At 36.0% G+C, this 12685-nt stretch carries 11 protein-coding genes and 3 pseudogenes; 5 read left to right on the top strand and 9 right to left on the bottom strand.

Annotated elements, in window-relative coordinates:
• Positions 1 to 541, bottom strand: a 541-nt coding sequence (locus tag QW060_RS18935) for an LpxD N-terminal domain-containing protein (RefSeq protein ID WP_290364927.1), incomplete at its 3' end; no start/stop codon positions are given.
• A 548-nt stretch (positions 542 to 1089) separates the two neighbouring features.
• Positions 1090 to 1362 (bottom strand): hypothetical protein, encoded by a 273-nt coding sequence (locus tag QW060_RS18930; protein ID WP_290364926.1) that lies wholly within the window; start codon positions 1360 to 1362, stop codon positions 1090 to 1092.
• Between the two features lie 522 nt (positions 1363 to 1884).
• On the opposite strand from QW060_RS18930, the gene QW060_RS18925 reads away from it, so the two are divergent.
• From QW060_RS18925 to QW060_RS18910, 4 genes are all read left to right on the top strand, one after another.
• Positions 1885 to 2121, top strand: coding sequence for a hypothetical protein (locus QW060_RS18925; protein ID WP_290364925.1), 237 nt, complete (start codon positions 1885 to 1887; stop codon positions 2119 to 2121).
• 92 nt (positions 2122 to 2213) lie between these two features.
• Positions 2214 to 2414, top strand: coding sequence for a hypothetical protein (locus QW060_RS18920; protein WP_290364924.1), 201 nt, complete (start codon positions 2214 to 2216; stop codon positions 2412 to 2414).
• A complete protein-coding gene (locus QW060_RS18915) occupies positions 2389 to 2691 on the top strand; it encodes a hypothetical protein (protein ID WP_290364923.1) in 303 nt (100 codons plus the stop codon). The genes QW060_RS18920 and QW060_RS18915 overlap by 26 nt, the downstream gene beginning before the upstream one ends.
• A 388-nt stretch (positions 2692 to 3079) precedes the next feature.
• Entirely contained in the window at positions 3080 to 3343 is a 264-nt protein-coding gene (locus QW060_RS18910; RefSeq protein ID WP_290362896.1) for a hypothetical protein, read from the top strand.
• 225 nt (positions 3344 to 3568) lie between these two features.
• On the opposite strand, the gene QW060_RS28075 is transcribed toward QW060_RS18910, so the two are convergent.
• From QW060_RS28075 to kdpA, 7 genes and pseudogenes are all read right to left on the bottom strand, one after another.
• Positions 3569 to 4258: a sensor histidine kinase gene (locus QW060_RS28075; protein WP_317623199.1), complete on the bottom strand. Its 690-nt coding sequence runs from the start codon at positions 4256 to 4258 to the stop codon at positions 3569 to 3571.
• The gene (locus QW060_RS28070; protein WP_317623198.1) at positions 4210 to 5310 is read right to left on the bottom strand and encodes a HAMP domain-containing protein; all 1101 of its coding nucleotides are present in this window, start codon (positions 5308 to 5310) and stop codon (positions 4210 to 4212) included. Before QW060_RS28070 ends, QW060_RS28075 begins: the two co-directional genes overlap by 49 nt.
• 12 nt (positions 5311 to 5322) lie before the next feature.
• Positions 5323 to 6447 carry a universal stress protein gene (locus tag QW060_RS18900; protein ID WP_290362898.1) on the bottom strand — a complete coding sequence of 375 codons (1125 nt, stop codon included), beginning with the start codon at positions 6445 to 6447 and terminating at the stop codon, positions 5323 to 5325.
• Positions 6447 to 7522: pseudogene (locus QW060_RS18895) on the bottom strand (porin). Before QW060_RS18895 ends, QW060_RS18900 begins: the two are co-directional and overlap by 1 nt.
• Positions 7458 to 8084 carry a K(+)-transporting ATPase subunit C gene (locus tag QW060_RS18890; protein WP_290364922.1) on the bottom strand — a complete coding sequence of 209 codons (627 nt, stop codon included), beginning with the start codon at positions 8082 to 8084 and terminating at the stop codon, positions 7458 to 7460. The pseudogene QW060_RS18895 and the gene QW060_RS18890 overlap by 65 nt, the downstream one beginning before the upstream one ends.
• A gap of 99 nt (positions 8085 to 8183) precedes the next feature.
• Positions 8184 to 10195 (bottom strand): annotated as a pseudogene (gene kdpB / locus QW060_RS18885) (potassium-transporting ATPase subunit KdpB).
• 21 nt (positions 10196 to 10216) lie between these two features.
• Positions 10217 to 11694, bottom strand: a pseudogene (gene kdpA / locus QW060_RS18880) (potassium-transporting ATPase subunit KdpA); the annotation flags it as partial.
• Positions 11695 to 11807: 113 nt separating this feature from the next.
• Between kdpA and QW060_RS18875 the strand changes: the two are divergent.
• The coding region (locus tag QW060_RS18875) for an LLM class flavin-dependent oxidoreductase (RefSeq protein ID WP_290364921.1) at positions 11808 to 12685 on the top strand (878 nt) is incomplete at its 3' end.

Genomic DNA, 12685 nt, shown 5'->3' with positions numbered 1-12685 from the left:
TAGTGACATTGGGTTGAAGAATACAATCATTTCCGATATGACAACGCTCACGAATGACTGTTCCTGACCAGATAATACTGTTTTTTCCTATCGTACAGTCATCTAAAACGGTCACATTAGGGTATAAAATAACATGATCTCCTAATACTACGTTTTTACCAACATATACACCTGCGCTGATTTTACATCCTACACCAATTTTAGCAGTTTTGTCAACATGCGCTGTCGGATGTATTTCTTCTTCAAGCACCGGCGACTGAGGTGAAAAGACCTCTAATAATTTTGCCATTGCCAGATCAGCATTTTTTACACGTATCAGTGCGCGGTTCTCTCCAGGTTCAGCAACAATACCTTCATTTATAATAGCAACAGATGCTTCAGAGGTTTCCCATAGATCGGCATATTTTTTACTTCCGATAAATGTAATGTGATTGCTTTTTGCTTTTTCAAGCTGCTCAGGTCCTGTAATAAGATTAGTTGTAGTACCTTCTAAAATACCATTCAGTATTTCGTTGATTTCATTAATGTTGAATGACTTCATTTATTATTTTTTAGTGTTATAACCTTCAGTCTTACTATGAATTTAATTCTCTGGACTAAAAATCAGCATCAAATAAAGTGTTTTCATAATCGATATCAAATAATTAACCTTTATAGAAGCAGAAATATCTGAGAATTTTATCTTTTGTAAGATATTTTTTCAAAAAAAAGAGTTCATTTCTGATTGGTAACCTATGTGATAACGTAAATAAGAATTTATTATTTTATAGTCAGTATATTATTAACATATTTTTAGCTGTAACTAAATATATGACTGCAATTATATGTGAAATTCATAAAAGGAGTTGACGGGTAGTATAAAAATTGAGAAATGCCAGACTATTTCAATAATTATTGTAATTTTGCATTACTCATGTTACGCGTGAGTAATTTTTTAAAGTCAGTAAGCTTCCATCTTGCTGGCTTTTTCTATTTTCACAAAATCCTAAGTTGTATGTGATTTATAAATTGGGGAGGTATATACAGAATATAATGGTAATAAAAGAGTAACGCTCTTAAAAAAAAAGCCCGTTTTTAAACGGGCTTTTTTTATGGTACAATAACTAAGGATTTTACCAGATCTTTATGACTTCCTAAAACAAAGGAAGTCATCATCCCTATGATGGTTTCCTTTTTATCCGTTTCGTTTTCTTTGGTAAGATGCATAGATAAATAATTGGTTGATTCTTCATCTTTTTTTATTTTAAAGACAAATTCAAGGTCTTTAAATTGTTCTTCCATATGAGAGAAAACGGGTCTGATTTTATAATTAATTTTGACTTCATTTTCTGTAAAAATCCATTTATTGCTGTCTTCATGCATAATAGATTTTCTAATTTAGACCTTAAATAGGAAGGTCTTCTGTAAGGGTAGATTCTTAACTCCATAAAAATGTTTTTTTTCCCTACGAAATTAAGATATAACGATGACTTATCAAACTTTCAGCAGGATTAATTTATTCTGAATAAATATTAAACTATTGATATACTTGCTTATTAAAGAACTTAGTAAGAAAAATAAAATTTACTCAGCTGAAAAATGCTGATAGTTGTATAACCTTATTTTTTTTCAGCCCTAACTATTCAATTTTGATGCCATGGACGTTGATAGATTGTTTAAGAACCTATAATCAGTAATAAGATATATAAGTGAGAAAAAAAGGCATATTAATTGCTTATAAAATCAACAAAGTGTCGTGAAATTATGCAATAATTCTACATTATTTTTGATCAGTAAAAATATTTTACTTTATTAAGAGAGGAGGGTATGATCCTGTAGATATTAATTGTTTTTTTCGTTGATGAATAAGAAATTTCGTAGGTTTGATAAAACTATTTATTACTGATGTATACACTTAGTCTGGATAAAATATTTTTAAACACTCGCCTTTATGAAGAAATAAAAGTACATGACTTAAGTGTCAATACTTTGTTGAATCTATTGTTCTACTATCACAATGATGACATCTTTTTTTTAATCCTTCCCTGCATTGTTATTGTAAATCATGTGATCAAAAAGTTTTTTTTTCAAGTATCGCCAATAAGGAACATAAAGAATCTTTTTATGAATACAAATTCCTGATGCTTGAAAATGATTATAAGGATGAAAGTGAGAAAATAAATGTTTTATTGAGCATATTGCAAAAATTGAATTATATATCCAAGAGTTTTTAAATGCCCGAATGTGTCAGATGGTTCCATAATATAAGTTTTATATTTAAGGTGATTGAGGGCAGTCTGTATAAAATAGGTCAGTATCCTTCTCTGGATGATATGAATCGTTTTAAGCAAAATAAAGTAAAAGAAATTACAAGAGAAATTTTTTACGGAGTTAAATCAAGCACACGATTTGTTTGCAAGTGGTTCGGTGAATAAGGCTTATATTATTTTAAGAGAAATTTTAGACAAGCGTATTATCACACCAAAGTTTTTATCTAAGAATTTTTCAGGACTAAAGAATAAAGAGGTAAGTATTTCGGAAAAAATATCCTTTTTAAAAAGCGATTTACCAGAAATTCTCATTCATGATGAAGGGCTTATTCATTTTTTAAAAAAGAGAGCAGAGGATGTTAAGATCAATGAAAGCAAGCATTATTTTGAAATAATTTATTATGCAATACTCATAATAGTAGAGAATGATTTATCACAATAATAGTATCAGTTCATAATTTTATTAACACTGTAAAATGCGAGATATAACAAAAGGAATCCGATTACCGGATTCCTTTTTTGTTTTCTGAGTGAAACACTTATAACGATCACTTCCTTTTCTTAGCATTACAAATAAAGCAAAGAAAATACCATCAGATTTATTTTTTTATAAAATACATTTAATCAATTGTTTTTTAATGCTTTATGGTTTTTGAGTAAATTGATTTTTTCTTTTTATCTGTTTATTTGGTCATCGTTTTGTTGCATTTTTCTACATCAAATTGTGTTGATTGTATGGGGAAATATTACAAAATGATTGTTTGAGAGACGCAAGAATTTTTGTAAATTTAAGATAGAGACCACATTTTTAACCCAATTAATAATTTACTATGAAAAATAAAGAAAATCTCATCCTTACATCGAAAATGGAATTTCATCATGAGGAAATGTTGAAAGACAAATTATCAGCCGGCTTTTTATCACTACAATTAGCTACTATAATCAGTGAGATGGTTTATGCGCATTATAAAGAAAGTCATGTTTTGTATCTCCGAAAGATTTTTATAGAATATGAAGATCAGGTTCTTAAATTTATACGTATTAAAGTTCGGGATTTTAATAAGAAAAAGAAGATTATTGATAAAGAGTTCTGAATTATTCGTTTTACAGTTTTCAGGGGATGGCTATATGGATTTAATACTAAGCTTTTATAAAAAATCATTAAAATAGTTAAGTAACGATTTTGTGCATAATTGTCGTTACCATCCCTTGTATTGTTCGGCTATTTTCCTGATGATGTTTTCTTGTAATGTGTTGTCAGGGAATTTGATACAATTGATATAGCTAAGCTGCAGCTTTGTTGCCTGCGCGGTTAAGCCTTACTTTTTTGGGAAACTGTTCAAAGAAAATGAAAATGTACTTCCCGCTCCTAAATCACTTTTTACAGCAATATCTCCACCCTGTGCCTGTATAAATTCTTTGCTGATGCTCAAACCCAGTCCTGTACCTTCTTTCTTTGTGCCCGGTATGCGAAAATAGCGTTCAAATATCTTGTCAAGGTACTGTGGGGAAATGCCTTGTCCTGTATCGGTAACGGAGAAGTGTACTTTGTTGTCTGCTGCTGTTACGTCAATATATACCGTTGAGTTATCATAAGAATACCGAATAGCATTGGAAAGCAGATTTGTAAGTACCCAGGCCGTTTTTTCGTTATCGGCAAACACCTGAGGCAGGTGATCTGCTGTTCTTATTTCAAAGCTGATTTGTTTTTGTTCAGCTGCTGCTTTGGTTGCATTTACGGCATATTCTACTATTTCTCTGACATCAGACGGTACAACACTTATCTGAATAATACCGCTTTCCACTTGTGTCATATTCAGTAATTCTCCTGTGATTTTCAGTAATCGTGAAGTATCATCTGTTATACTTTCTAAAAGGCTTTTTTGTTCTGTATTTAATTCGCCTATTTGGTTATTTTCCAGCAATTGTAAGCTCATCTTTATCGATGAAATAGGCGTTTTCAGTTCGTGGGAAACTGTGGCAATAAAGTTGGTTTTTGCAAAATCCAATTCTTTATAAGGGGTAATATTTTGTAAAAGGATGACATCTCCAATATGCATTTCTGTCTGTTCGCCTGTAGGGTAATCTTAATCGGAATAATTTCTTTCTCAAAATAGCTTTCTTTACTGTCGGCATAAATTTTTATCGGCAGAGATTTTGTTTTTTTATTGGTTGTTTCATTTTCGGATAAATTTTTTATCAGGTTTTTTATGAGGTCGTTGCGTTCTGCAATTGTATAAATGGGTGTGCCAATTACATTTTCTTTCTGAAGCCCTGCTATCTTTAATGCAACATTATTCATAAACAAAATAGTCTGATTTTCATCTAAACCGATAACCGGTTCACTCATATTATTGATGAGCGTTTCAATACGTTTTTTTTCCATCATCAGCTTTGCCAGGCTGGTGCTGCTATATTCTTCTAATTTTTCAGCCATGGTATTAAATGATTGGGCTAACTCTCCAAATTCATTGTGCTGCTCAAAATGCACTCTTCTGGAGTAGTTTTGTGCAGCGATTTGTTTGATGCTTTCCGTTAGTTCTCTGATAGGATTAGCAATGTTTGAAGGCAGATTTATTAAAAGTGTGAATGCTATTATAAAAGAAAGTGTTCCTGTAATGGCAATCCAAAAAACGGCATTCTCAGCGGTGTCCTGAGCAACATCACTTTTTCGGTGTATAGCCTGCATATTCAGAAGCATGGCACTGGTAATGTCTTTTTGTATGGTTTTGTGTAAAGAACTATCATTGGGGTTGTTTATGATTTGCTCAAAATCGGCTTTTATGCTGTCCGTGATTTCCTTTTCGCCAACTTCTGTGATGGTTTTCGTTTGTTTTGACAGACTTTCCCAGAATTTCTTTTGTTGTTCAGGATTTGAAATATCATTGTTTAATGCATCCAGCATTTGACGGCAATAATCTACTGTATTGTAGTTATCCGCCAGAATGTTTTTTGCATCGTTGGACAGTTTATTTATCTGATTTGCACTCAACACGGTAAGTAGGGCTATCATAGCAAATAATAGCCCGACACCTAACGTTAATTTTGTTTTTACCTTCATCGCTTCAATTCTTTAACTTAATATCACCAGATCCATGTTATTGGTCGATAGCTTTTTTAAAAGACCATTGAAAACATTGCCCGCCAAAATGATATGCAACAGACTTAAATGTGGCTTTCCTATACAAACGGTGGTTATTTTTCGTTGCTCACACTGCTCAATAATCGCTCTGGAAGCATTTTTATTTTCTACCTTTATGATTTCTGCTCCTAATTCTGTTGCTAATTTAAAGTTATTTATAAGATGTCTCTGTTTGTCGAGTGCTATTTTATCGGAACTTTCTTTAGGTGTTTGTACATACAGAACAAACCATTTGCTGTTGTAATAGTTAGCCAAACGAGCTGTTTTGCGGATAACATTCCGTGCTGTTTTTTCATTGGAACTAATGCACGCCAAAAATTTTTCTCTTCTGGAAGAACCTGGTAAGGTAATTTCATTTTCTACTTTACGTTCTACCTGAGATGCCACTTCTTTTAGCGCCAGTTCCCGCAATTGCAGAATATGCTCACTTTTGAAAAAGTTGTTTAATGCGGTTTCGATTTTTGTATGGTCATATATTTTTCCCTCCTTTAATCTTGTTATCAGTTCATCAGCGGTAAGGTCTATATTGACCACCTCGTCAGCCTGGGCGATGACACTATCAGGAATACGTTCTTTTACCTCAACACCGGTAATATGTCTTACTTCCTCATTAAGGCTTTCAATATGCTGAATGTTTACCGCACTAATCACATTGATGCCGGCATCCAGGATGTCCAATACGTCCTGCCAGCGTTTTTCATTTTTACTGCCCTCAATATTGGTATGGGCTAATTCATCTATTATCACGACTTCAGGACGTAAATTGATGACTGCCTGAACATCCAATTCTTCTAATTCTTTTCCTTTATAAAACAGCTTTCTTCTTGGAATAACGGGAGTACCTTCTAATAAAGCCTGTGTTTCTTTTCTGCCATGTGTTTCAATGTATCCGATTTTTATGTCGATACCATTTTGCAACAACGAATGTGCTTCCTGTAACATACGAAAGGTTTTGCCTACACCGGCACTCATGCCTATGTAAATTTTGAATTTGCCTCGCCTTGATTTTTTTATCAGGTCCAGAAACTGTTGTACGGTTTGGTCTTTTTCTGTCATCAGAGTGCAATGGCTAATGATGTTGTGATGAAAAAATTGTCATTACCAGATTTATTGTTTCCTGTAAAAACCTTGTCCTTGCTGGAAAGCCCTCTTCCTTCAATACGCCACATGATATTTTTACGTATCTGGTAGTCATAATTTATAGAATATCCCAGGTTTTAAATCCATTCGGTGTATTTGTACCGATGATTACACCGTTTTCGTCGTTATAATACTCTGTTCGTATTGCCACATTATGTTTTTCGGTTGGGCTATATTTCACGATAACAACCGGTGTGCACCAGGTGTTATAACGCTTACTTCCCCTACTTTTTTGTTCTGCTCCAATATCAAATCCTGTTGTAAGGGCAAATTTTTCCGTGATTTGAAAAATACCGTAAAGGTTGTGGAAATATCGCATTTGCTTTGTACTATCGGGTTTGTCATTACCTATGAATGAACTGCTGTTGAGTGTAATTTTTGAATTAGGCTTGCAGGTCAGTTGATGGCCGAATGCAATGGTATTATTGCCGTCCATACGCTGTATGCGTTGCCATCCGTTCAAAACCAAACCACTGATAAACCATTTATCATTATCAGTTGTGTAAGAAATTTTTACACCTGTTTCAAAATAAGGTGAATTTTCCGCATATATGCCTCTCGTGAGTGTCCAGTTGTCCATACCTATCGCACTTTCAAAACCGATGTGAGAAGGAAAAAAGCCGGCATCAATCCACAAATTCTTTTTACTGGAAATTTTTACACCGGCATTTGCTTCATATATATTTTTCAATACGCCCTGCTCAGCTGCGTAATTTGCATTCATATAAGTACCGACAGCCAGGGCATAATTTGCTCTTACTATATCTGTGTTATAGGATACTTTTACAAGACCTAAATTTACATTCAATTCATTATGCCTATTGTGTGAGTAGATAAATTCTGGGCGATTATGGTCACCGGGCTTACTGAAATCATAAGTGTAATACGTTTCTAAATAACCGCTAAAAGAAAAGGCTGATTTTGCATTATCTGTTTGTCCAGTGCTCTTTATACTTAATAAAATCAGCACCGCCAATACTGTTTTTTTCATTTACTTTTAAATTATCTAATGCGATATTTAATTTGAGAACATTTATTTTTTCAGGTCCAAATAATCCAAACAAAGGTTTTTCTGTATTGGCAAGGATGAGTTGCTGAAGATTTCCTTCAGCAATGCCACGAATTTTAGCAATTCGTTTTACCTGTATTTTTGCTGCCTGTACGGAAATATTCGGATCGAGACCACTACCACTTGCTGTTACCAAATCTACCGGGATTTCAGACTTCGAAATACCCGGATTGTGTACCAAAAATGTATCAATTCTTGCCTGAACCTGTTTGAGATATTCTTTATTCGACGCCGCTTTGTTGCTACCGCCGGAACCTGCGGCATTATAATCTACAGCGGAAGGGCGTGACCAGAAATAGTGATCTTTTGTAAAAGACTGTCCTACATTGGCATAATAGATTTTACTATTGAACGTAATCACTTCTCCTTTTCCCTTATTGGAAGAGAACTGTGCTATACCCCAAACAATGATCGGATAGATTATGCAGAGTAATAGAATACTAAAAACCGTTAGCTTAATAGCCGGTAAAATATGTTTTTTCATTTGTAACTTTTTTATTGATTTTTATTTGTCCAATGGAATACGTCAAGTTGCAATCAATTGAATTTTGATTATCTGACTTATTTCATTTCTATGAATGTTTTAAATAAATATTGAAACTAAAATATCTATAAGCTTTATCCCTACAAACGGAACAATAATGCCTCCCAAACCGTAGATGAATAAATTTCTGCGTAGTAATGCACTGGCTCCTATAGGTTTATAAGCTACTCCTTTTAACGCCAATGGTATCAGTAACGGAATAACGATTGCATTGAAAATAACTGCTGAGAGGATAGCACTTTCAGGCGAATGTAAATTCATAATGTTCAATCCTTGTAAAGCAGGAATGGAAGCAATAAACAGTGCCGGAACAATGGCGAAATACTTTGCTACGTCATTGGCGATACTGAATGTGGTTAATGTTCCTCTCGTCATTAATAATTGCTTACCTATTTCTACGATTTCAATCAGCTTGGTCGGGTCGTTATCTAAATCCACCATATTGCCCGCTTCTTTGGCTGCCTGTGTACCGCTGTTCATCGCTACGCCCACATCAGCCTGTGCTAAGGCAGGTGCATCATTCGTACCATCGCCCATCATGGCTACTAATTTGCCTTCCGATTGTTCTTTGCGGATATAGTGCATTTTATCTTCGGGTTTTGCTTCGGCAATAAAGTCATCTACACCCGCTTTTTCGGCAATGTATTTTGCCGTCAGCGGATTATCACCTGTAACCATTACAGTTTTAATTCCCATTTTACGCAATCGTTCGAAACGTTCCTGTATGCCGGGTTTTATGATGTCCTGCAATTCAATTACACCTAATATTTTTTCATTTTCGGCAACAACGAGTGGAGTTCCGCCATTGCTTGAAATAGATTTGACCTGTTCAGCAGTTTCCTGTGGGAAATGGTTTCCTGCTTTTTCAACCAGATTTTTGATCGCATCTGATGCCCCTTTTCTAATTTTGACGTTTTCATAATCAATTCCCGAACTTCTTGTTTCTGCGGTAAATTTGATGAATCGTGGTTTTTCAATTTGGTAGCTCAATGGATTAATTCCTGCCAATTCTATGATGGATTTTCCCTCAGGAGTTTCATCTGCCATAGAACTCAACACGACTGATTTCAAAAAATGTTTTTCATCCACTCCTTTTACCGGATAGAATTTCGTTGCTTTTCTATTGCCAATGGTGATGGTTCCTGTTTTGTCTAACAGTAATACATCTACATCTCCTGCTGTTTCAACTGCTTTACCACTTTTGGTAATGACGTTTGCGCGTAAAGCTCTGTCCATTCCGGCAATACCGATAGCGGATAGCAATCCGCCGATAGTCGTCGGAATTAAGCAGACAAAAAGGGAGATAAATGCCGCTACGGTAATGGGGGTTTGTGCATAATCTGCAAAGGGTTTCAGCGTAACGACAACAATAATAAACACGAGTGTAAAACCTGCCAACAGAATAGTCAAGGCAATTTCGTTAGGTGTTTTCTGACGGCTTGCACCTTCGACCAAAGCAATCATTTTGTCTAAGAAACTTTCGCCCGCTTCGGTGGTTACGCAAACTTTAATTTTGTCGGACAGTACTTTTGTACCACCTGTAACACTGCTTTTATCTCCACCTGCTTCTCTGATTACAGGAGCACTCTCTCCTGTAATGGCACTTTCATCAATGGTGGCCAAGCCTTCAATAATTTCGCCATCGGACGGAATTATATCGCCTGCTTCGCAAACAAAAACATTTCCCTTTTGAAGTTGAGAGGAAGAAACCGTTTGTCCGTTTTCTAACGGGCTGGTGTTTCTTCTCTTGTTTTACGCAAACTGTCGGCCTGAGCCTTTCCTCTGGCTTCAGCAATGGCTTCAGCAAAATTGGCAAACAACAGAGTCATAAAAAGTAGAAGCGTTACAATAACATTGTAGAGCAGACTGCCCTGATTTTCTTCGCCTGTGATAATCCATACACATACACCTGCCATGATCAGCGTACCTATCCACACCATAAACATGACTGGATTACGGAACATTTTTGCCGGGTGTAACTTGATGAATGACTGTTTTAAGGCTTCATTCAGCAATGAAGGCTCAAATAATTTATTGCTATTATTATTCATTTATGTTGTGGTTGATAAGGATTAATAAAGTGAAAAGTATTCGGCAATAGGACCCAATGCCAGAGCCGGAAAGAACGCCAGTGCGGCAATGATAACTATGACGGCAAATACCATCAGTCAAATGTTGCGGTGTCGGTTTTAAGGGTTCCAGAACTTTCCGGTATGAATTTCTTTTCTGCGAGTAAGCCTGCTATTGCGACAGGACCGATAATGGGTAGAAATCTGCCGAACATTAATACGATTCCTGTGGATATGTTCCAAAATGGAGTATTATCCCCTAAGCCTTCAAAGCCACTACCATTGTTAGCTGCCGATGAAGTATATTCATACAGCATTTCACTGAAACCGTGAAAGCCCAGATTGGCCAAAGTTACCAGTGTATATTGTGGCAAAGCGGTAGCTATAGCAGTTCCTACTAAAATCAGGAATGGATGTGCCAGTGCAATTATCAGGGCTATTTTCATTTCTCTCGCTTCAATTTTCTTACCCATGAACTCGGGCGTTCTGCCCACCATCAACCCGCTGATGAATACTGCCAGAATAATGAAGATGAGAAAATTGAGTATGCCTGCACCCGCACCGCCGTAAAATGCGTTAACCATCATTGCCAATAGTTCGTTCATACCGGATAAGGGCATCGAACTATCGTGCATAGAGTTGATACTACCCGTAGAAATAACCGTAGTTACAATACTCCAAAAGCCGGATGCTGCTGCTCCAAAGCGAATTTCTTTTCCTTCCATCGCACCGAGTGTATTATCAATTCCCATCTGTTCAATCGCAGGATTGCCGTTCATTTCCATAATAACATTGGGGATGACCAGTAGCAGAAATCCTACTGTCATTACGCCAAACATCATCCATGAAAATTTTCTTCTGCGGATAAAATAACCAAAAGCAAATACCATCGCCATAGGAATAATCATCTGTCCGATCATCTCGACCATATTAGTCAGGTAACTCGGATTTTCAAGTGGATGAGCACCATTAGATCCAAAAAAACCACCACCGTTTGTACCTAAGTGTTTAATGGGAACAAAAGCAGCTAATGGGCCACGACTTATTTCTACGGTATTGCCCTCTAAGTTGGTTATGGTATCTTTACCTTCAAAGGTCATGGGCATACCATTAAATACAAAAATGGCTGCAAATACCAACGATATAGGTAGTAAAATGCGGGTGCAGGATTTTAAAAAGTAATTATAAAAGTTGCCCAATTGAGTGGTTGATTTCTCCCGGAATGCTTTGAACAATATGACTGCCGCTGCCATACCCACACCTGCGGTCACAAACTGGAGAAACATAAGCCATATTTGCCCTAAATAGCTGATGCCTGTTTCGCCTGAATAATGTTGCAGGTTACAGTTTACCAAAAATGAAATGGTTGTATTAAATGCCAAATCTGCGGACTGGCTTGGATTTCCATCGGGATTGAGAGGTAAACTTCCCATATTCATCAGTATGCCCATACTCATCAGAAACCAGATAAGGTTGATGGTAGGTACGAATCCATAAAAACACACCTAAAGGATCTTTAATTATTAAGATTATTTAGTACAGTACCCGGAAAGAAAGCTGTAATTTTAAAGAATACAAAAGTCGATTTATATTTATGATACCCTATTCCTTTTTAGATTTAGCCAATGTAACAGAGGGCAGTACTATTCCTGAAACCTTTACAAAATCTGCTGCTTTGGCTCAATCAGCAGAATCATCGGGATATACACGATATTGGTTTGCAGAACATCATAACATGCAGAGTGTAGCGAGCTCAGCTACTTCAGTTCTGATCGGTTATATTGCCGGTAAAACCAATACCATCCGTGTGGGTTCAGGTGGTGTTATGCTGCCGAATCATTCCCCTTTAGTCATTGCAGAACATTTCGGAACACTGGCGTCTCTGTATCCAGATCGCATTGATCTCGGACTTGGACGTGCACCCGGAACAGATCAGGCGACTGCTCAGGCATTAAATGCTAATTTTTTTGAAAACGTACATAATTTTCCTAAGAATATAGTATTACTTCAGCAGTATTTTTCTGAAGAAAACAGACGGGCAAATGTAAGGGCTTTTCCGGGTGAAGGACTTGATATACCTTTGTGGATTTTAGGCTCAAGTACTGATTCTGCATATCTGTCTTCTTCTTATGGATTACCGTATGCTTTTGCAAGTCATTTTGCTCCGGCTCAGATGGCTAAAGCTTTTGAAATCTATCATTCAAACTTTAAACCTTCAAAACAGCTGCAAAGTCCGTATATCATGTCTTGTGTCAATGTAATTATTGCAGATACGCTTGAAGAAGCACAACGTCTTGCTACTTCATTTTACAGAATGTTTTTAGGTATTATCAGGAATGAAAGAAAACTATTACAGCCTCCTATTGATACTATGGATGATGTTTGGAATGTAAATGAAGAAGCCTATGTGCGTCAGATGACTTCCTGCGCTTTTATCGGAACCAAAGAAACCGTAAAAAGAGAAATATCCTT

The organism is Paenimyroides ceti (assembly GCF_030409925.1).
This window is presented reverse-complemented; position numbering and strand designations above follow the sequence as displayed.

Bases quoted from the DNA above. Each gene is read 5' to 3' on its own strand.
- QW060_RS18930 (WP_290364926.1), bottom strand. From the start codon at position 1,362: ATGCATGAAGACAGCAATAAATGGATTTTTACAGAAAATGAAGTCAAA.
- QW060_RS18925 (WP_290364925.1), top strand. From the start codon at position 1,885: ATGTATACACTTAGTCTGGATAAAATATTTTTAAACACTCGCCTTTAT.
- QW060_RS18920 (WP_290364924.1), top strand. From the start codon at position 2,214: ATGCCCGAATGTGTCAGATGGTTCCATAATATAAGTTTTATATTTAAG.
- QW060_RS18910 (WP_290362896.1), top strand. From the start codon at position 3,080: ATGAAAAATAAAGAAAATCTCATCCTTACATCGAAAATGGAATTTCAT.
- QW060_RS28070 (WP_317623198.1), bottom strand. From the start codon at position 5,310: ATGAAGGTAAAAACAAAATTAACGTTAGGTGTCGGGCTATTATTTGCT.
- QW060_RS18900 (WP_290362898.1), bottom strand. From the start codon at position 6,447: ATGACAGAAAAAGACCAAACCGTACAACAGTTTCTGGACCTGATAAAA.
- QW060_RS18890 (WP_290364922.1), bottom strand. From the start codon at position 8,084: ATGAAAAAACATATTTTACCGGCTATTAAGCTAACGGTTTTTAGTATT.